The following is a 21,143-nucleotide window of genomic DNA, read 5'->3' as shown; positions in this document are numbered from 1 at the left end:
TCACATTAGTTTAAAAGCCCATTTCTGTCATTGTTTGTTCTAAATGGCTTAAGACCTTCTTACGTCCCAGTAATTCAATGGCTGGTCCTAACTCAGGGCCGTGCATTTCACGCGTAGTGGCAATTCGCACTGGCATGAATAACTTACGCCCCTTAATCTTAGTTTCCTTTTGGATTTCCTTGATAGCCGCCATGACAGAAACAGCATCAAAAATTTCCATATTCGCTACTTTCTTAGCAAATTCCGTTAAAACCGTCTTGGCACTTTCTTCAGCTAATTCAGCCTTAGCTTCGTCAGTTAGGGCAGGTGGTTCTTCGAAGAAGATTTCCGCCATATCAACGATTTGACCTGTGTAAGACATTCCTTGCTTGTAAACAGAAATTAACTTACGAGCCCATTCAATCTCTTGAGCAGATGGGTCTTGAGCGATTTTGCCAGCTTTGATTAATTGTAGTAAAGCAGAGTGTACGATTTGGTCATCGTTAGCAGACTTCACATATTGGTTGTTGATCCATTCTAATTTCTTACCATCAAAGGCAGCTGGTGACTTACTCAAGCGTTTTTCATCAAACATCTTGATAAATTCTTGGCGAGAGAAGATTTCATCTTCCCCAACTGGTGACCAACCAAGTAAGGCGATGAAGTTAAACATCGCTTCTGGTAAGTAACCTAAGGAACGATATTGTTCAATGAATTGTAAGACGGATTCATCCCGCTTGGATAACTTCTTACCTGTTTCTGTGTTGATAATTAAGGACATGTGGCCAAAGACTGGTATATCCCAACCGAAGGCTTGATAAACTGCCATTTGCTTAGGTGTGTTAGCTACGTGGTCATCCCCCCGTAAAACGTGAGTAATTTCCATTAAGTGATCATCAACTACCACGGCAAAGTTGTAAGTTGGCATACCATCACGCTTCTTAATGACGAAGTCGCCCCCGATTGTATCAGAATTGAAGCTAATCTTACCTTTAACCATGTCATCCCATTCGTAAACAACATTGTGAGGTACGCGAATCCGAACAACTGGCTTAATACCCTTAGCCTTAGCTGCTTCTTGGGAAGCTTTAATTTCTTCAGCAGACATTCCTTCGTATTCGTAGATGTAACGAGGTGGTTCCCCATTAGCCTTTTGTTCTTCACGTTGGGCCGCTAATTCTTCTTCGGTCATGTAAGATTCGTAAGCTAAATCCTTATCCAATAATTCTTGAATTAATGGTTCGTAGATATCTTTACGTTCTGATTGCCGATATGGGCCCACCTTACCTGGCTTATCAGGACCTTCATCCCAGTCAATTCCTAACCAAGTTAAGTTTTCTAATTGACTCTTTTCACCATCAGCAATATTTCTCTTTTGGTCGGTATCTTCAATCCGAATCACAAAAGTCCCTTTGTTCTTACGTGCAAACAAGTAGTTAAATAATGCTGTCCGCGCGTTACCAATGTGTAAGTGTCCCGTTGGACTTGGAGCGTAACGTACACGAATCTTTTTCTTTGCCAATTTTGACGCCTCTTTCTTGCTATTTATTTTTATTCAATTGCTTCTGCTTATGCAGATGTTCTCCCTAATTTTACACTTATTAGCCGGAAAAATAAACCTGCTACTTCAATTTTCTTTGAGAATGCGTTGGTTTCGCAAAAATCATGCGTCCAGCATCTGTTTGCAAGGCAGAAGTCACTTCGACTTCAATATTTTTATTCATGAAGTAGCGCCCATCTTCAACCACAATCATGGTCCCATCATCCAGGTAAGCAACCCCTTGTTGGCGTTCAGTTCCCTTCTTAATCACCATGACCGTCAGCTTCTCACCTGGAATAACCCGTGCTTTCAAAGCTTTAGCTAAAGCATTCACATTTAAGACCTGAACATTTTGAAACTCACTCACCTTATTGAGGTTGTAGTCATTAGTAACAATCACCGCATCCATAATTTTAGCCAACTTGATTAATTTACTATCAACTTCACTAATATCCTCAAAGTCACCCTCATACATTTCAATGGGAACAATCTTTTCAGAACGAAGCTTGTTCAAAATATCTAACCCGCGACGTCCCCGCACCCGTTTAATACTATCACCCGAATCGGCAATATATTGCAACTCATACAAGACAAAGTTAGGGATTACTAAAGTCCCTTCAATAAAGCCGGTCTTCACTAAATCGTAAATGCGACCATCAATTAAAATGTTGGTATCAAGTAACTTATACTTGTAAAAGTTATCGTCAGCCTTTCTCTCAAGCACTTCATGTTGGGCTTGCGGTTCTTCTTTAACCACTGGCTGGGCTTCTTGACGACGTTTAGCCCAGAGTTTAGGTAGATCAATAAAGCGCGTCCGCCCCACGACCCAGCCTAAATAAGCAAAGACAATCATCAAGACTACCGGCATTATGGTATTGAAAAAGAATAATTGCGAATGCGTAAATAAAGTAGAAATCAATACTGCTAAAACTAAACCAATAATCACTGAGAGTCCCTCAGTTAGTAAAACTTCCGGCTTTTGTTGAGTCAAACTCATTTCTAAGCGCTTAATGACCCTTTCCACCGGCCTTGCCAAAATAAAGGCCAGCATCAAAAAGAGGATAATCCCTAAAGCCAAGTTCATAACAGGGTTAACCCCCCACTCAACATTTGCAGCTTCCCAAATCATCGGGAAGAAAGAATAGCCGATTCCCGCCCCTAAGAGCGCTGCAACTAAAATAATCAATCGTCTCCGCATTAAATCTCCTACCTTTCACCAAATGCTAATTTTAAAGCCTGATTTAAGGTCTTTACGCCAACTACTTCGATATTGGTGGGAACTTGCCAGTCCCCTAAGTTATTTTGCGGCACAAAGACCCGCTTAAAACCAATCTTAGCCGCTTCCATGACTCGTTGTTCAATGTGGGTTACTGAACGCACTTCACCAGTCAGGCCAAGTTCACCGATGAAACAGTCACTTTGGCGAGTTTCCTGGTCACGGTAACTCGAAACCAAACTAACCGCTAACGCTAAATCAATTGCTGGTTCATCTAATTTTACGCCACCTGCTGCCTTGAGGTAGGCATCTTGATTTTGCAAAAGCAGACCTGCTCTTTTTTCCAAAACCGCCATAATCAATGAAACCCGGTTGTGGTCAAGCCCCGTGGTTGTCCGCTTAGCATTCCCGAAAGAAGTTGGCGTCACTAAAGCCTGTAATTCAACTAAAATAGGTCGTGTTCCTTCCAGCGAAACCACCACGGCTGAGCCGGTGGCACCTTGTAATCTTTCTTCCAAAAAAAGTTCCGAAGGATTAGTTACTTCCGTTAACCCACTAGTTCGCATTTCAAAAATCCCAATTTCGTTAGTGGAACCAAAACGATTCTTCACCGCCCGTAAAATGCGGTAGGTTCTTTGTTGATCTCCCTCAAAATAGAGCACCGTATCCACCATGTGTTCCAGGATTTTTGGTCCGGCAATAGCCCCACCCTTGGTCACATGACCAACCACAAAGACAGTGATACCGTTAGTTTTAGCAAGTTGCATTAAGTCTGCCGTTACTTCTCGAATTTGGGCCACCGATCCCACGGCTGAAGACATTTCCGGTTCTTGCATAGTTTGTACCGAATCAATAATGACATAATCCGGCTTTAATTGACTAATGTTTTCCTTAATGGCCGTCATGTCCGTTTCTGGATAAAGGTAAAATTCATCTCCACCGACGTCTAGCCGATCTGCCCGCATTTTAATTTGAGTAGCACTTTCTTCCCCTGAAACATAAAGAACTCGCCCATGCTTATGCGCTAATTGTCCTGAAACTTGCAATAATAAGGTAGACTTCCCAATTCCTGGATCTCCCCCGATTAAAACTAGCGAACCTGGTACAATACCACCACCCAAGACACGGTTCAGCTCTAAAAGCTCCGTCTTCACCCGGGGTGTTTCATGTACCGCTACCTTATCCAAAAGTTCTGGTTGAATCCGACTCCCTCCCAAAGTGATCCGAGGTTGGGTCGCCACTTTACTAGTAGACGTTTCTTTTTTTTGAATTTCTTCAACTAGAGTATTCCAGTTGCCACAATTAGGGCAACGTCCAAGATAACGAGGTGAGTTATAGCCACAGTTTTGACATACATATTGTGTTTTAACCTTTGCCACATCTTCACCTTCCTATTTTACGCCAGAGGAGCCAAAGCCCCCAGTTCTTTCTTTTTTCGGACCTAAATCATTGTCCGCCAAGAGATAAGGCATAAAAATCCCCTGACCTATGCGCTCACCCTTTTTAATGGTGATATCTTTAAGACCAAAATTAATCAGCTGGAAAAAGATTTCACCTTCATTACTTTCATTGTTGTAATAATCCGCATCTACAATTCCAACTCCGTTAGGTAAAATCAAATTACGCTTAAGCGGATTAGAGGAGCGATTTGCCAACATGAGAAACTCATTTTCAGCCATATAAGCTTTGATACCCGTAGGCACTAAATACGGCTTGAGGTCTTTTTGACCATTTAAATAATCAATTTCAGTGGGAGCCTTTTTATGGAAAAGCATCCACAAAATTCTAATAAAGTTGCGCTTCCAAATACTTGGTAACACAAAGTCTTCACGAGCACAAAAATCATAGCCCGCGGCTTTTTTGGTTGCCCGACCAGGTAAAGTTAAACCATCCTGGGCATACTTTGAAACAATTTCAAATCCTCTTTTCATTGGTCTCCCTCTTTTCTTTACAGCTAAACAAATTATAACATACCTAACTCCATTCGTTAAAAATCTCGTCTCAAATTTTACTTTCTAAAAGACAAAAACGCCCTGCCAGACTGACAGAGCGTTTTTAAACTAATTCTTATTTGTTAACTGGCTTTTTCCAAACAGACATAATCACTGCCGCTACAATTGAACCAACTAAAACAGCGATGATGTAACCTGGAATGTTAGTTGCTAATGGTGTCACCCAGAAACCACCGTGAGGGGCAGGCACACCAACTTTAAGCATCCCAACTAAAGCACCACCGATTGCAGAACCGATGATACATGAAGGAATAACCCGACCTGGGTCGGCTGTGGCAAATGGAATAGCACCTTCTGTGATAAAGGAGAAACCAAGCACCCAGTTAGAAACCCCGGCACGACGTTCGTCTTCCGTGTACTTGTTTTTGAAGAAAGCTGTCCCAATAGCCGTAGCAAATGGAGGAATCATTCCCCCCACCATTACAGACGCCATCAAAATTGCAGAAGTCTTAGAAGTTGGGTCGTTAGCAAAGGCCCCAGAAGCAAAGACGTAAGCTGCTTTGTTGAAAGGACCCCCCATATCAATGGACATCATCCCAGCTAAAATCATGGTAAGTACAACGATATTACCTGTCCCCATCCCGTTCAAGAAGTGGGTAATAGCTAAGTTAATGCCAGAGAAAATTGGGTTGATAATGTAGTACATAATCAAAGCAATGAAGAGCAAGCCAAAGATTGGGTAAATCAACATTGGCTTCATTCCTTCAACGGACTTAGGTAAGTGCGCAGCTACCTTCTTCATACCCAACATTAAGTAACCGGCAATAAAACCGGCGGCTAAACCACCCAAGAAACCAGCTGGTGAAGTTGAGTCCTTCATGAAGTTAACTGGGTATGTCCCGCCTAAGGAAGCATTCGCAATCGAAGCCATGAAACCACCGACAAAACCAGGCATTAAGGCTGGAGTGTCACCGATTGATTCAGCAATGTAGGCCGCTAAAACAGGAACCATGAAGGCAAAGGCTAAGTTACCAGCACCATTTAAGAAAATAAAGGCAGGGTTCTTAGCACCACCGGCCATGTATTGTTCTACGATGAAGGAAAGAGCCATTAAAATCCCACCACCGATAACAAATGGCAACATGTGGGAAATTCCGTTCATCAATTGCTTGTAGATGTTTCCCCAAACTGTACCATCTGATTCAGCCGAAGTAGATGCGTCTGCACCTGTAGAGTGGAAAGTTGGTGCATTACCGTCAAGAACCGTTTGAATCAAGTCTTCAGCATTCTTGATAGCAGCTGTAACTGGTTTGTTAACCAATGGCTTACCATCAAAACGAGGCATTTCCACCTTCTTATCAGCAGCCACGATAACCCCAGCGGCACGATTGATTTCATCCGGTGTTAAGCGGTGCTTAATACCTTCAGAACCATTAGTTTCAACTTTGATATCAACGCCCATCTTTTCAGCAGTCTTAATCAAGTTTTCTTCGGCCATGTAAGTGTGGGCAATCCCATTAGGACAAGCGGTAACAGCCACAATGTAAGGACGTTCTTCGTTAGAAGCAGCGGCAGCGGCTTCCTTAGCCTTTTGCGCTTCTTCACGTTGACGTTCTTCTTCTTCTTGAGCCGCAATTGCCTTAGCAAAGACGTCTTGTACGTCATCAGGGGTTTCAGCACCCTTTAATTCTTCTACCACTTCAGGGTTCATTAACACTTTGGATAAAGCTGCTAGAGCTTGTAAGTGAGTGTTGTCGCCACCTTCTGGCGCAGCAATCATGAAGAATAAGTGAGCTGGTTGACCATCGAATGATTCGTAATCAATCCCTGCCTTACTACGCGCGAATAACACCGCTGGCTTCACAACTGCTTCGTCATGAGCGTGAGGAATGGCAATTCCGCCCCCCATCCCAGTTGTGGATTGTTCTTCACGTTTGATAATATCTGCCTTGTATACTTCTTCATCATTAATGATGCCTTTTACGAAGTATTGGTGAACCATTTCGTCGATTACTTCAGATTTAGAAGTTGCCTTCAAATCCATAATCATGATATCTTTCATCAATAAATCACGAATGTCCATTGTTACACTTCCTTTTCTTATTATTTTAGTTTACTTTTTAATATTCAGTAATTTCAATTTGTGGTAAGATTTCGTCAATCTTAGCGCGGTTGGCTAGGTCTTCAGAGAAGGCAGTCGCAGAACCACAAGCTAAACCGTAACGGAAAGCTTCCATAGGATTTTTGGTCTTTGCGTAAGTTCCTACGAAACCACCAATCATGGAGTCACCGGCCCCTACAGAATTAACGACCGTACCCTTAGGTGCTAAGGAGCGGTAAACCTTGTCCTTCGTAATCATTAAACCACCGTCACCAGCCATAGAGATTAAGACATTTTGCGCCCCTAAATCTAATAACTTACGACCGTACTTTACGATATCGTCAATGCCATCAAACTTCACACCGAATAATTCGGCTAACTCGTGATTGTTGGGCTTTACAACTAGTGGTTGTTGTTCTAAAGTCTTCATCAAGCTTTCACCAGTTGTGTCAATCACAAATTGCGCTCCCTTAGAGCGAATTAACTTGATTAAGTCAAAGTAAAAACTTTCATCCAAGCTAGGCACTAAAGAACCCGCAAAAATTACAACGTCATCTTCAGTCAACTTATCAAATTGTGCAGTGAAAGCTGCCACTTCAGCTTCAGAAATCGTAGGCCCTTGACCGTTGATTTCAGTTTCTTCTTGGGCTTTAATTTTCACGTTAATCCGAGTATCCGCGGCAATTTTGGTAAAGTTTGTCTTCAAACCAACCTTTTGCAAAGCTTCATCCACGAATTGACCGGTGAAACCACCTAAAAATCCCCAGGCTTCGCTAGCGACACCAAGTTCACCCAAGATACGGGAAACATTAATTCCCTTTCCCCCAGGCAACATGTTGCTGTAGTCCATGCGATTAACTTCGCCTAAGGTTAATTCTTCTAATTGCACAATGTAGTCAATTGAAGGATTTACAGTAACTGTGTAAATCATTTAAAAACCTCCTGAATAGATGTTTGGTTGTTATATTGGCGCCGGATGTGAGCTGGTAATTTTCCCGTCACTATTTCCACTTGGTCAAGGTTTGCAATTTGCACAAAGGAAACCGCCGAAAACTTACTGGCATCTGCCAGAACAAAAGTTTGTTCACTTTGCTCAATGGCCAAGCGTTTTAAAGCTGCTTCATCAGGATCAGGCGTTGTCAGTCCGTATTGGGGATGAATCCCATTAATGCCAATAATTGCTTTATTAAAGCGATATGAACTTAAAGCTGCTAAAGCCTGACTGCCAACCACTGCCTTAGTGTTGTCTTTGAGACGACCACCTAGGACAATGGTTTGGATGCCCCGGTCAGCTAACTTTGAAGCGTGACTAACGCCATTAGTGACTACGGTAACCTTCATCCCAGGTCGCAAGTAATCAACCACATTCAAAGTAGTCGTCCCCGCATCGAGATAAAGAACATCATTCTCCTGAATCAAGGTCGCCACGTATTTGGCCAAGGCGGCCTTTTCACTTGTATTTTGGACGGATTTTCCAACCACATCAAGCTCTTGTTGCAATGAGTACTTGAGCTTTGCTCCCCCATGCACGCGTGTTAACAAGCCTTGTTCTTCCAAGAGTTGTAAATCACGACGAGCTGAAGATTCTGAGCAGGCAGTTTGATTGCAAATATCTTGAATCTTGACGATATTATCGTTCTTAAGCATTTTCAAGATAATCTCTTGTCTTTTTTCTGCAAGCACTTCCATCACTCCCTACAATATACTATCATCCTCAAACTAAAAAAGCAATCACAAATCATCAAAAACCGTCAGAAACTTCCATGAAAATAAAAGAAAGCGTCATTTTCATCCAGTATTGTGGACAATCAATTTTTCTATTCTTTTAAATTTCACCATTCAAGATGCATTGAAACATGCTATGATGTACTGAGAAAAGAAAGGAGTTTTTTATGCTTTATCAACAAATTTCAGCTAATAAACGTAACACCATCATCGTTCTCTTCTTATTTGCTGTTTTGATGGTATTACTTGCTAGTTTTCTAGGTTACATATTTGGAGTCAAATTTGCTTTGTGGTTCTTTACTGGTTCAGTAATTTACGCCACTATTTCCTACTTCTACGCTGCCAATGTGCTTATGCAAATTAACGATGCAAATGAACTTCACCCTGCCGATTATCCACAATTATTTTCTATGGTTGAAGAACTTTGTATCGCAGCTGCGCTCCCAATGCCACGTGTGTATCTAATTCAAACTGCTTGTCCTAACGCATTTGCTACTGGTCGTAACCCTCAGCACGCTAGCATTGCTGTAACGACGGGTCTACTTCAAATGATGGAAAATGATGAACTTCAAGCTGTCATTGGTCATGAACTAGCTCATATTAAAAATTACGATACACAAGTTACTACAATTATAAGTGTACTAGCTGGGCTTATTTCTTCACTGGGATTAGGCGCCCTTTACTTTGCGTTTAGTTTTTTTCGTACACGCTTCAACAATTTTTATTTTCAAATTATTTTCTACTTAATTGGTGCCGTAATTTTATTTATTGGCCTAGTTATAACTTGCATCGGGATCCCTATCAGTAAAATTCTCTATTTCATGTTGTCACGACAACGTGAATATCTGGCAGATGCTTCATCTGTAAACTTTACCAGAAATCCAGATGGTATGATTCGCGCTTTGCAAAAATTGCGGGGAGATAAACATGTTATGCCACGCGGTGGAGCTTTGGGTCACGAATTATATTTTAACGTTGGCCAAGTCGGCTCCTGGTTCTCTAATCTCTTCTCAACGCATCCGACATTAGATAGCCGTATTTCACGTTTACTAGACAGTTTCTCTGTTAAGCATTAATTTCTTATCTAACAGATTTAAATTCAATTTCGAAGTAATTAATCTTAACGATTGACTATGACGTCAAGAATTTGAAGCAAGGTTATCAAGGAGCTTTAGCCACAGATTACTATGGCCGGGCGTTACCCAAACATGACCACGGAAGCTATAATTTTGAACGCTATACCGACCTACAAAGTCGGTTATTCAAGGGTTTTAAAGAGATTTATCAGCGCCAAGTAAACCTGAAAATGCTAATCCAAAAAATTACCGTGGTGGCCAGCGATGTCATGCCGGCTAAGGAAGCTGATTGGGTGCAAGTCAGCCAACAGTTAGATTTATTTGCTGATTTTACCCAAGCCGAAACGTCCAAATCACGGGCTCACCCCGCCATGCCTCGCGCGGAATGTGCTGCCCAATTCATGCCTTTTGTAGCCTTGACAGGCTATGAGGAGTTATTGGCACAAAAGGCTGAGGTAAGGTCTTCCCAGCAGATTTTAGCCAGTGATGAACAAGAGGTTTTGGCCCAAGCCTTGGTGCAAGTTAAAGAGGACTTGCCAGTTAAAGTATGGGTGAATTACTATGATCAGAAGAAAGAAAAGGAAGTTGAATTGATTGGGACTGCCGAGAAGGTATTAGAGTTGGACAAAACCTTGCTAGTTTCCGAGCAGAAGTTAGATTTTGGTCAGCTTTATCGTGTGGAAATATTGAAATAAGTAGCAATTATCTCGCAATTACTTGCGGGATTTTTTTCTTTTATGTTATTGGCTTTGAGTGGCAAATCTCTGTTTTCCCAACACCTTTGGGCACTTTCTAATAAAATTGCTCAATTCATATCCGACATTTTCATTATATGCGTCCTCTAAAATCAAGATAAATAAAATTACCTCTTTGCACAAAAAACTCCCCGCCCAAACGGACGAGGAGTGCAATGATTTTGTGGGTAGATTCATTGTAACATATCATGCTACGGAATTGCGGTTTTTACCAGCATTGCGCATGGCCAACTCTAAATCTAAGTCCACCACATTTATTTGCCTAATCAGCTTCTAATAATCCCCAATACTTATCATGTGATACATGCCATCGAATCTTTCTTGGTAGCATCACTTTTTCATTCAAGATCAATTCATTTCCTTAATTTTTAAAGGAGTGAATTGGTGCTGGGATGGCACCACCACGGTTAATCATTGCTGCCGACGATTTGTGGTTGTATGACATCACCGGTGCGTGACCTAATAACCCCCCAAATTCTACCGCATCACCGACTTTAGCACCTGGCACTGGAATCACCCGCACCGCAGTGGTCTTATTATTAATCATCCCAATCGCGGCTTCATCCGCAATCATAGCTGAAATAGTTTCCGCTGGTACATCACCTGGAACAGCGATCATATCCAAACCAACAGAACATACTGCAGTCATAGCTTCAAGTTTTTCCAGATTTAAGGAACCAGCATTCACAGCGTCAATCATGCCGGCATCTTCTGAAACGGGAATGAAGGCACCAGACAAGCCTCCGACTCGGTTGCAGGCCATAATCCCACCTTTTTTGACGGCATCATTTAACATAGCCAAGGCTGCTGTCGTCCCATGAGTTCCAACTTGTTCAAGCCCAATTTCTTCAAGAACTTGAGCTACGGAGTCACCAACAGCTGGTGTTGGCGCTAAGGATAAATCAACAATCCCAAAAGGTACGCCTAAACGTTCAGAAGCAACCGTTCCGACTAATTGTCCCATTCGTGTCACCTTGAAGGCTGTTTCCTTAATAGTATTAGCTACCACATCAAAAGATTCGCCTTTTACCTTTTCTAGAGCTGACTTTACTACTCCCGGTCCAGAAACCCCAACATTAATGACGACATCGCGTTCACCAACCCCATGAAAAGCTCCAGCCATGAAAGGATTATCCTCCACAGCATTACAAAAGACCACCATCTTAGCATTGGTCATCACATCCAATTCAGCAGCTTCTTTAATCACGTGACCCATTTGATTAACGGCATCCATGTTAATTCCACTACGAGTAGATCCAACATTGACAGACGCACAAACTAAGTCAGTTTCGGCTAAAACTTGCGGTAAAGAAGCAATCAAAGTTTCGTCTCCCGTTTGGTAACCTTTTTGCACTAAAGCTGAAAAACCACCAATAAAGTTCACCCCCACAGCTTTAGCTGCTCGGTCAAGTGTTTGGGCATATTTCAGGTAATTTTTATCATGGGAAGCCGCCGCAATGATGGAAATTGGAGTGACAGAAATCCGCTTGTTAACAATCGGAATGTTGTATTCCGCTTCAATTTCTTCCCCTACCCGCACTAAATTCTTGGCTTGGGTAGTAATTTTATCGTAGATTTTTTGACAAGCTTTATCACTGTCAGAATCAATACAATCTAAAAGGGAAATCCCCATTGTAATAGTCCGAATGTCCAAATTTTGATCGGAAATCATCCGACTAGTTTCAAGAATATTTTCGATATCCATGGAATCTTCCTTTCTAATTTTAAAGTTTGTGCATAGCTTGATAGAGTTCGGCGTTACGCACGTTGATTTCCACACCTAGCTTTTGGCCTACTTCCTTGAGATCCGCACTAATTTGAGTAAATTCAGGTGCATCGGCTTGGACCTCGATCATCATCATCATAGTGAAAAAATCATCCATAATCGTCTGGGAAACATCTAAAATATTAATGTGGTTTTGCGCTAAATATTGACTGACTCCGGCAATAATTCCGACTTGGTCTTTACCGACGGTTGTTAAGATTGCTTTCATATTTTCACCTTCATTTTCATGTTTTCATTCAAATTATACTTGATTTTCCGCATTTAAGCAAAATTATTCAATTTTTTGTTCGTGATTTTTTCTGAAAATTATTTTACCACTGCTAACATATCCGTGTTAAACTAGATATTGCATTTATTTTGAAATAAGGAGGATTTATTTTTTGTCTGCAATCTATAAAAATATCAAACCTAAGACTCGCTTAATTGTAACTGTTTTATTACTTTTAGCCTGCTTTATTTCGCTCGCTAGTCAAACAATGATGTTAACGGCTTTGCCGGTCATTCAAAAAGCCATGCACGTCAGCTTGAATGCTGCCCAATGGCTCACTGCCGGCTACACCCTCTTAATTGGGGTCATCACACCACTTTCATCTAATTTATACGAAAAATTCCGTAATCGCACTGTTTTTTTAGGCATTATTACTACTTTTGTATTGGGAACCTTATTAGGCTGTCTGGCGCAAAATTTCTTAACCTTACTGCTAGCTCGACTTGTTCAAGCTTTGGCGGGGGGACTTTTAATGTCCTTTCAAATGACCACCATGGTCTCCATCTATCCTCCGCAAAAACGTGGAACTATCCTAGGCCTTTCCGGTTTGGTCGTAGCCTTTGGTCCTGCGATTGGCCCCACACTCTCTGGTTTTATTATGACTACCTTAGGCTGGCGTTACCTCTTTTACCTTGTCTTACCATTAATGTTAGCTATTTTGATTTTAGGGTACATTTTCTTCCCTAACTTTAAAGAACCACAAGACATTAAAATTGACTATCTCTCAGTTTTCATCTCCCTCTTAGGTTCTTCTTTGGCACTCGGTTCACTGACTGTCTTCCAAAATAATTTAGCTGTCGCCACTACCATGTTAATTGGCGGTTTGGTTATCTTGTATCTTTTTGTCCGCCGACAATTGAAACTCGAACAACCAATGTTAAAAGTAACCATCTTTAAAGTACGTTCCTTTAGATTAATGACCTTTGTCGGGATGTTAGCTTTCGTCGCTTTACTGGGAACAGAAGCCATGATTCCGATTTACACTCAAAATGTCTGGGGAGTTTCCAGTATGGTTTCCGGGCTAATCTTACTTCCCGGGGCCCTGTGTAATGCCTTAGCTGCCGCCATCGTGGGCCCACTTTACGATAAACATGGTCCTAAATACTTAATCATTTCTGGGGCAATTCTAATGTTAATTGCCTCCATTCCTTTAGTAACCATCAGTAAGGATACTTCGATTTGGGTCTTAACCATCTTTTATTCCTTCCGTATGATTGGCAATGCCATGGTCTTCTCACCTGCGATGTCCGAAGCCTTTAAAGCTCTCCAATTGCGTGAAATCAGTCATGCTACTGCTTTAAATAATACTTTACGCCAAACTTCCGGAGCGGTAGCTAATACCGTCGTAGTCGTGTTAGCGGGGATTCCAGCCTCCTTTACTGTCGGAACCCGGTTATCTATGTGGGTGATTGTTTTAGCAGTAGTCCTGATGTTAGGGATTTTCTTACAATACTTACGCAAACCAGCGTAAACTTAACGCCGCTTGTCTTAAGATGGACGGTTTTTACTTGGTAAAAGTAAGAAAAGAGGCTTGACAGATAATTTCAGCCGCATTACAATTTGGATGTTATCGCTTACAGGAGGTTTGTGAAATGAAAACATTAAATGTTAAAAAAGGTCCGCAAAATGTTTCTACTATTATTCAAGGATGTATGCGGATGCCAGAGTTATCTGTTGACCGCGCGGCCCAGGTCATTCAAAACGCCGTTGACCACGGAATTAATTACTTTGACAACGCTACTTGTTACACCCAAGGTGAAGCCGAAAAACGCTTCGGAGATGGATGGAAACAAACTGGTATTAGTCGCGACAAAATTATTGTGCAAACAAAGGTAGGGCTAGAATTTCCACGCGATGAATTCGACTGGACGAAAGAAAATATCTTGACGAACGTTGATGAATCTTTAGCACGGATGCACACCGACTACCTTGACGTCCTCCTATTGCATCGACCAGACTTAATCTTCGATCCAGAAGAAGTCGCAGCTGCCTTTGACGAACTGCACCAAAGCGGCAAGGTACGTCACTTTGGGGTCAGCAATGTGCCACCTATGCAATTCGAATTATTAAAGAAGTTTGTCAAACAGCCTTTGGTATTCAATCAATTACAATTATCTTTAGATCAATCACAATTAATTGACCAAGACCTCTATATTAACGACAAAACGACTGAGATGTCAATCAACCGTGATGGTGGCCTACTCAACTATAGTCGCTTAAATGACATCACCATCCAAGCCTGGTCACCATTACAATACGGTAAATTCGAAGGTAGCTTCATTGATAGCCCTAAGTTCCCTGAACTTAATGCTACTCTCGAAGAATTAGGTAATAAATATGGCGTCTCCAAGGCAGCCATTGCTATTGCCTGGATTTTACGTCACCCCGCCCACATGCAAGCCATTGTTGGTACCATGAATCCCGAACATCTAGCAGAGGTGGTCCCAGCTCAAAAAGTCAACTTGACTCATCACGAGTGGTACCAACTTTACTTAGCTGCAGGTAAATTCTTGCCATAAAGAAAAAAGTCCTCAATAAATTTGAGGGCTTTTTTAGGTTAGTGAGTAAATGCTTGGTACCAGGCCTGAGCCAGAACCTGACCACCTAAAAGATTGATATGCAGGCCATCACCAAAGCTATACTCTACCTTAGGTGCCTGGGTCTTAGGGTCTAGGAGTAATGCAGCTCCATCAATCACATTAGGCTGGGTTAGTAACCAAGTATTTAGTTCCTGGCGTAATTTTTCAATTTTTGTCATCTGTATCGCTGTTATTCCCGCTTGCTTTTCAACCTTGGGTAAAGTGGTGAACCAGACATTAGGCCCCTGTAATTGCCTGAAACCCGCTTGTAATTGTGCTAAACTCGGGATATCTTCCCCCGCTAGCGCCGGTAATAGTAAATCATTTTCACCAATTGAAATCAAGGTGATATCTGCTTGAAAATTCTTACCGGCTTCTCTTTGGAGAAGACTTTGACCATAAGTCCGGAAAAGCGGCGGATTTTCTGGTGCGCCCTTTAACAGCCGACTTCCTGAAATTGCAGTGTTGGCAAAAGAATAAGCTTGAGGTGCAGCCAATAATTTTTCAAATAAAGGTTCGGCTACCATTCCCATTTCAGCCAAAGAGTCGCCGGTAATTTCCACCACTTGCGCCTCTTCTTTAGTCCACACTAAGAACTGTTCCAAACAAAACCAAGCCTTGCGTTTTTGATAGTCTGACCGTAACTTAGGCAAGTAAGCCGCCCGACGTGCATAAGTACCATTAATTAATTTAGGTGCATAGGTCACTACATAATCGGCATAACTTTGCATTTGATTAGCTTGCATCCAAACATAAAAAGTTTCTCCAGGTGTTAAAGTTAACTGACAAGGATCCAAATATACCTTTTGGCCTTGAGGAATACGGATTTGTTCCTGATAACGTAAAGTTTGACGCTTACTTACTTGGAAATCCGCTTGTTTCGAGACCAGAATACAATCAAAAACTAAATCTGTGGTCCCATAAAGGTTACTCAAAACCAAGCGAAGCTTATTGCCCGCTAAAGGATTAGTGAATTTCACGACTTGAGATAACTGTTCTAACTTCGTGGGGAAGCTCGAAAAATCATCACATTGTTGTAACCAGCCATTTTGCCATTCAATCATGTCTTACCTTCTTTCATTAAAAAAGGACCAGGCATTACCCCGGTCCTTTTGTCTAAAGTTTAGTGCTGGTTCGCCAAAAGGTCAATCACATCTTTTGGATTTAAACCTGCAAAATACTTATCTAAATCTGCCTTCTCCAGAACTTCAGTAATGGCTTCTGGAGTGTAAAGTACCCCTTTAAGCTGGTCTTCTAACTCAGAAACATCACCCGTTCCGAAGAAATCCCCATAAAACTTGACATTATCAATCTTACCTTTCTTAACTAAAAAACGACCATCGATTGTCCCACCCGTGAAATGCTTGCGCTTTTGGATGGTAAATTCAGGTGATTTACCGTACACCCAATCCCAATTTTTGTAAAGTTTATCTTCGATAGCTCGAATTCCTGCGCGGTCTTCATCCGTTAAGTGGTATTCATATTCCTTGATTTCATCTAACGAATCTACTTGCCAAATTGATTTAATAATTTCATCGCGAAAACCTGCGGTATCTAAATCTTGGTATTCCGCCTTCATGTAAGGCTTCAAATTGGTTACCCGACTCCGCACAGACTTAATCCCTTTCGATTCAATCTTATCAGCGGGAACTCTCAAGGCGTTAGCTACTGTGTCGGTATTTACATTAAACATGAGCGTCCCGTGACTAAAGGTCTTACCGTTGCGCGTGTACATGGCATTACCTGAGAACTTCTTACCATCGACCACAATATCATTGCGCCCATTAACTTCAGCCCTAGTAACCCCTAACTTGTGGAGTGCATCCACGACGGGTTGCACTAAAGTTTTGAAGTCACCAAATTTTTGAGTCGCAGCGGGAACCACAAAGGAAAAACAAAGATTTCCCATATCTTGGTACATCGCACCACCACCAGATAAACGCCGTGTCACGGTCACATTATGGGCTTGGCAATACTCTTGGTTGATTTCTTCTAAAGTATTTTGGTTACGTCCGACAATAATACACGAGTCTTCAATATAAAATAGCATAAAAGGTGGTTTTATTTTATCGCTATTCATCAAGTATTGTTCGGTCGCCAAATTCTCCCGAATATCATTAGACTTCATAATTACATATTGCATTTTCTCGGACATAAGAGCACTTCCTTTATTTTTTAAATATTTGTTGGGAAACCTTCCGCTACATCAGCCACATCACCAACAGCTTCTGCAATTGATGGGTGTGGGTGGATGGTTAAGGCCACATCCTTCACCGTGCTACCGGATTCAATTGCTAAGGTTAATTCACTAATCAAGTCAGAAGAGTGAGGACCAACGATTTGAGCACCCACAATCACATCTGTATCCTTGATGTAAACCAAACGTACAAAACCACTAGTAGCGTCCATGGATACGGCCCGGCCGTTGGCAGCAAATGGGAATTGAGCTTTTCCAACATTTAAGCCTTGTTCCTTGGCTTCGGCAACAGTTAAACCAGTTGTGGCAATTGAAGTATCAGTGTAACATACCGCTGGCATTGCCCGGTAATCAACAATTGTTGACTTCCCGGCGATAGCTTCGGCTGCAACCTTACCTTCATAAGATGCTTTGTGGGCCAGGGCAAAGCCAGGAACCACATCACCGATAGCGTAAATGTTAGGGACGCTTGAACGACTTTGATTGTCAACTTCAATCAAGCCACGTTCGTTAACCTTCACACCAGCTTGTTCTAAGCCCATATTTTTGGTATTTGGACGCCGACCAACAGAAACAATTACGTAGTCAGCATCTAAGGTTTTTTCTTCTCCGTTAACTTCGAAGGTAACCTTAACGCCATCTTCGGTTTCTTCGGCATTCTTGGCCATAGCATTTGTGTAAATATCCACATTTTGTTCGTTGAAGTGTTGTTCGACCACTTTAACTAAGTCTTTTTCATAGTTAGCTAAAATTGAGTTAGAACCTTCAAGGATGGACACGTGAGCACCAAAGTTAGCGTAAGCAGACGCTAATTCAGAACCAATGTAACCCCCACCAACGACAACTAATTCCTTAGGAATTTCCTTCAAAGCTAAAGCGCCGGTTGAGTCTAAGACGCGCTTGCCAAACTTGAAGTTAGGAATTTCAATAGGGTGAGATCCTGTCGCAATAATTAAATTGTTGAATGTGTAAGTTTGCGCTTTGTCATTACTAATCACACGTAATGAGTTATCATCTTTCAAGAAAGCGTCCCCCCAGATAACATCAATGTGGTGCTTCTTGAATAAGAAACCAACCCCACCAGTCATCCGATCAACAACAGATTGTTTCCAATCTTGAGTTTTTTCAAAGTCTAACTTAGCTGCCGTCACGTTAAGCCCCATCTTTTGTGAGCTCATGGCGTGTTGATAGCGGTGAGCAGCTTCAATCAGAGCCTTAGATGGGATACAACCAACATTCAAACAAACACCACCTAGGTATTCACGTTCGATTACCGTTACCTTTTGTCCCATTTCAGCAGCACGAATAGCAGCCACATAACCACCAGGGCCCGCACCAATCACAACTGTATCTAAATCAATCGCAAAATCTCCTACAACCATTACCTATTCACTATCCTTCCATCAATAATAATTCAGGGTCGCTTAATAATTCTTTCAAGCGGTTCAATGCCTTTTGTGCAGTTGCCCCGTCAATTACACGGTGGTCGACAGCTAATGATAACTTGAGGACACGAGCAACACTAATTTCACCTTCAGCGTCAACAACTGGTTCTTGAGCAATCTTACCGATACCTAAGATAGCAACTTCTGGCCAGTTAATTAATGGGGTAAAGAAACCACCGCCAACGGAACCGATGTTTGTAATTGACATTCCCGTATGGTTCATATCTGCTGAAGATAATTTACCGTCTTTAGCTTTGGCTGTGTTAGCAGAAATTGCCCGCGCGATGTTAAAGAGGCTTAATTGGTCAGCATTCTTAATGTTAGGCATGAAGAGACCTTTAGGTGTATCGGTAGCAATCCCAATATTAATGTAGTCTTTAAAGACTGATTCTTGGTTATCCATATCAACCGTTGAATTGAAAATTGGGTATTCCTTCATCACTACGGATAAAGCCTTAACCACGTAAGCTAGGAAAGTTAACTTCACATCATGACTTGCAGCTAATTCCTTGTACTTCTTACGGTGATTCCACAGCTTATCAACCACTACTTCATCAAACAAGTGGATGTGTGGAATTTCTTGAACATTACGTACCACCGCTTTAGCAGTTGCCTTCCGGATACCGTTCATCTTTTCACGATGTTCTGGGAATTGGGCATCGGCAACGGCTGCAACAGCTGTTTCCTTTGCTGGAGCTGCTTCACGCACATCAACTTCAGGTACAACTTTGTTTTCAGGTGTTGCAGGACCATTAGTCAAGAACTTATCCACATCAACTTTTAAGATTTGACCGTGGTTACCCGTTCCTTTAACTTGAGCTAAATCAACACCTTTTTCACGCGCGTAAGCCCGTACTGAAGGCATAGCTAAGACAGGTAAACTATGGTCTTGAGGTTGACCTACAACAGGAACGTTAGCCGAGGTTACAGGAACAGCGACTGCGGTTGGTGTTGTTCCCGCAGATGCTGTCGCATTTCCTTGACCAGCAGCCACAGAGAATTCAACCAATGGTTGACCTACTTCAGCCGTTTCACCTTCGGAAACTAAGATGGCTGTCACCGTACCAGTAACTGGGGATGGGATTTCTTCAACTGATTTGTCATTTTCAATTTGAACTAAGTCATCATCTTCCTTCACTGTGTCACCGACTTTAACGTGCCATTCACCGACTGTTCCTTCAGCAATTCCTTCACCAATATCAGGTAAATTAAAGTGGTAAATATCACTACCACCGGCTGGAGTGGCAGCGGTAGCTGAAGTCGTGACTTCGTCCACGTTTCCTTCACCTTCAGCAACTTCTAATTCAACTAAGGGTTGACCTACTTCAGCTGTTTCCCCTTCGGAAACTAAGATAGCCGTAATTTTCCCAGCAATTGGGGAGGGAATTTCTTCAACTGATTTATCATTTTCGATTTGAACTAAGTCGTCATCTACCTTAACCGTGTCACCGACTTTAACGTGCCATTCACCGACTGTTCCTTCGGCGATTCCTTCACCGATATCTGGTAATTTAAATTGGTATTTGCTCATTTTCTTGCCCACCTCTTAAAAATTTACAGTTTCTCGTACTTGTGCAATGATATCTTGCTTATTTGGTAACCAGTCATCCTCAGCTTCACTGAATGGATATGGTGTGTCAGGCGCAGATACCCGACCAACTGGTGTATCTAAGTATAAAGCAGCTTTTTCGACAATTACCGAAGCTACGGCTGCGGCAACCCCAGCTTGACGTTGGGCTTCTTGCACGATAACAGCCTTACCAGTCTTCTTCACAGTTTCTACGATGGCTGCTTCATCCAGTGGTGACACTGTACGTAAATCTAAGACTTCAACGTCAATTCCTTCCTTAGCTAATTCTTCAGCTGCCTTCAAGCTTTCTTGTACCATGTAGCCATAGGTAATAATGGAAACATCCTTACCTTCGCGCTTCACAGCCGCCTTGTCCAATGGTAAAGTATATTCTTCTTCAGGAACTTCTTCCTTAATTGAACGGTATAGCTTCATATGTTCCAAGAAGACCACGGGGTCATCAGAACGAATTGAGGAAATCAATAAACCTTTAGCGTCATATGGACCAGAAGGGATTACCACACGAATCCCTGGAGTTTGTGCTACTAAACCTTCTAAACTATCTGAGTGTAATTCTGGTGTGTGTACCCCCCCACCAAATGGCGAACGAATCGTTACCGGCATCTTAACCGTACCACCCATACGATAGTGTGTCCGTGAGATTTGCGCAGCTACAGAATCCATCACTTCAAATAGAAAACCGAAAAATTGGATTTCTGGTACGGGACGGAAACCTTGGGTCGCTAAACCTAAAGTCAAACCACCAATTCCAGATTCAGCTAAAGGAGTATCGAAAACACGGTCTTCACCGTGGGTTGCTTGCAAGCCTTCAGTGGCCCGGAAAACCCCACCATTTTTACCAACGTCTTCACCAAAGATCAAGACCTTATCGTCACGTTTTAATTCTTGGTCCAAAGCTTGTGTAATAGCTTTGATCATTGTTGTTTTAGCCAT

The 21,143-nt window shown here is 42.0% G+C and carries 18 protein-coding genes; 4 read left to right on the top strand and 14 right to left on the bottom strand.

Annotation, left to right across the window (positions count from 1 at the left end):
* Positions 1-10 precede the first annotated feature (10 nt).
* The 7 genes from gltX to FC36_RS03375 all read right to left on the bottom strand — a co-directional run bounded on the left by gltX (position 11) and on the right by FC36_RS03375 (position 8,471).
* A complete protein-coding gene (gene gltX / locus FC36_RS03405; RefSeq protein WP_056986711.1) occupies positions 11-1,501 on the bottom strand; it encodes a glutamate--tRNA ligase in 1,491 nt (496 codons plus the stop codon).
* 100 nt (positions 1,502-1,601) lie between these two features.
* The gene (locus FC36_RS03400) at positions 1,602-2,717 is read right to left on the bottom strand and encodes a PIN/TRAM domain-containing protein (RefSeq protein ID WP_035188356.1); all 1,116 of its coding nucleotides are present in this window, start codon (positions 2,715-2,717) and stop codon (positions 1,602-1,604) included.
* 8 nt (positions 2,718-2,725) lie between these two features.
* Positions 2,726-4,114 (bottom strand): DNA repair protein RadA, encoded by a 1,389-nt coding sequence (gene radA, locus FC36_RS03395; RefSeq protein WP_025020992.1) that lies wholly within the window; start codon positions 4,112-4,114, stop codon positions 2,726-2,728.
* A 12-nt stretch (positions 4,115-4,126) separates the two neighbouring features.
* Positions 4,127-4,666: a dCTP deaminase/dUTPase family protein gene (locus tag FC36_RS03390; RefSeq protein WP_023859063.1), complete on the bottom strand. Its 540-nt coding sequence runs from the start codon at positions 4,664-4,666 to the stop codon at positions 4,127-4,129.
* 136 nt (positions 4,667-4,802) lie between these two features.
* Positions 4,803-6,770, bottom strand: coding sequence for a PTS fructose transporter subunit IIABC (locus tag FC36_RS03385; RefSeq protein WP_025020991.1), 1,968 nt, complete (start codon positions 6,768-6,770; stop codon positions 4,803-4,805).
* 37 nt (positions 6,771-6,807) lie between these two features.
* Entirely contained in the window at positions 6,808-7,719 is a 912-nt protein-coding gene (pfkB, locus tag FC36_RS03380; RefSeq protein ID WP_023859061.1) for a 1-phosphofructokinase, read from the bottom strand.
* Positions 7,716-8,471, bottom strand: a complete 756-nt coding sequence (locus FC36_RS03375; RefSeq protein ID WP_025020990.1) for a DeoR/GlpR family DNA-binding transcription regulator — start codon at positions 8,469-8,471, stop codon at positions 7,716-7,718. The genes pfkB and FC36_RS03375 overlap by 4 nt, the downstream gene beginning before the upstream one ends.
* A 209-nt stretch (positions 8,472-8,680) precedes the next feature.
* On the opposite strand from FC36_RS03375, the gene FC36_RS03370 reads away from it, so the two are divergent.
* Both FC36_RS03370 and FC36_RS03365 read left to right on the top strand, forming a co-directional pair.
* Positions 8,681-9,589 (top strand): M48 family metallopeptidase, encoded by a 909-nt coding sequence (locus FC36_RS03370; RefSeq protein ID WP_056986710.1) that lies wholly within the window; start codon positions 8,681-8,683, stop codon positions 9,587-9,589.
* Between the two features lie 71 nt (positions 9,590-9,660).
* A complete protein-coding gene (locus FC36_RS03365) occupies positions 9,661-10,284 on the top strand; it encodes a hypothetical protein (protein ID WP_056986709.1) in 624 nt (207 codons plus the stop codon).
* A 421-nt stretch (positions 10,285-10,705) separates the two neighbouring features.
* Here FC36_RS03365 and FC36_RS03360 read toward each other — a convergent pair whose 3' ends face one another.
* Both FC36_RS03360 and FC36_RS03355 read right to left on the bottom strand, forming a co-directional pair.
* On the bottom strand, positions 10,706-12,049 hold the full coding sequence (locus FC36_RS03360; RefSeq protein WP_023859057.1) for a PFL family protein: 1,344 nt from the start codon (positions 12,047-12,049) through the stop codon (positions 10,706-10,708).
* A 19-nt stretch (positions 12,050-12,068) separates the two neighbouring features.
* Positions 12,069-12,338, bottom strand: a complete 270-nt coding sequence (locus tag FC36_RS03355) for an ACT domain-containing protein (RefSeq protein ID WP_023859056.1) — start codon at positions 12,336-12,338, stop codon at positions 12,069-12,071.
* A gap of 172 nt (positions 12,339-12,510) precedes the next feature.
* Here FC36_RS03355 and FC36_RS03350 point away from each other — a divergent pair, with 172 nt between their 5' ends.
* On the top strand, positions 12,511-13,869 hold the full coding sequence (locus FC36_RS03350; RefSeq protein WP_035188169.1) for a DHA2 family efflux MFS transporter permease subunit: 1,359 nt from the start codon (positions 12,511-12,513) through the stop codon (positions 13,867-13,869).
* 121 nt (positions 13,870-13,990) lie between these two features.
* Complete coding sequence (locus tag FC36_RS03345) at positions 13,991-14,917, top strand: aldo/keto reductase (RefSeq protein WP_025020817.1); 927 nt, start codon at positions 13,991-13,993, stop codon at positions 14,915-14,917.
* 38 nt (positions 14,918-14,955) lie between these two features.
* On the opposite strand, the gene FC36_RS03340 is transcribed toward FC36_RS03345, so the two are convergent.
* Genes FC36_RS03340 through FC36_RS03320 form a run of 5 tightly spaced genes read right to left on the bottom strand, consistent with a single transcriptional unit; the run spans position 14,956 to position 21,143 of the window.
* A complete protein-coding gene (locus tag FC36_RS03340; RefSeq protein WP_025020816.1) occupies positions 14,956-16,041 on the bottom strand; it encodes an SGNH/GDSL hydrolase family protein in 1,086 nt (361 codons plus the stop codon).
* A 59-nt stretch (positions 16,042-16,100) separates the two neighbouring features.
* Positions 16,101-17,120 (bottom strand): lipoate--protein ligase, encoded by a 1,020-nt coding sequence (lplA, locus tag FC36_RS03335; RefSeq protein ID WP_025020815.1) that lies wholly within the window; start codon positions 17,118-17,120, stop codon positions 16,101-16,103.
* A gap of 32 nt (positions 17,121-17,152) precedes the next feature.
* Positions 17,153-18,556: a dihydrolipoyl dehydrogenase gene (gene lpdA, locus FC36_RS03330; RefSeq protein WP_025020814.1), complete on the bottom strand. Its 1,404-nt coding sequence runs from the start codon at positions 18,554-18,556 to the stop codon at positions 17,153-17,155.
* 10 nt (positions 18,557-18,566) lie between these two features.
* Positions 18,567-20,150, bottom strand: coding sequence for a 2-oxo acid dehydrogenase subunit E2 (locus FC36_RS03325; protein ID WP_025020813.1), 1,584 nt, complete (start codon positions 20,148-20,150; stop codon positions 18,567-18,569).
* A 15-nt stretch (positions 20,151-20,165) separates the two neighbouring features.
* Positions 20,166-21,143: an alpha-ketoacid dehydrogenase subunit beta gene (locus tag FC36_RS03320; protein WP_023859049.1), complete on the bottom strand. Its 978-nt coding sequence runs from the start codon at positions 21,141-21,143 to the stop codon at positions 20,166-20,168.

The organism is Ligilactobacillus equi DSM 15833 = JCM 10991, assembly GCF_001435735.1.
Lineage (GTDB): Bacteria > Bacillota > Bacilli > Lactobacillales > Lactobacillaceae > Ligilactobacillus > Ligilactobacillus equi.
The sequence above is the reverse complement of the archived record's forward strand: the minus strand, read 5'-3'. Positions and strand labels throughout refer to the sequence as shown.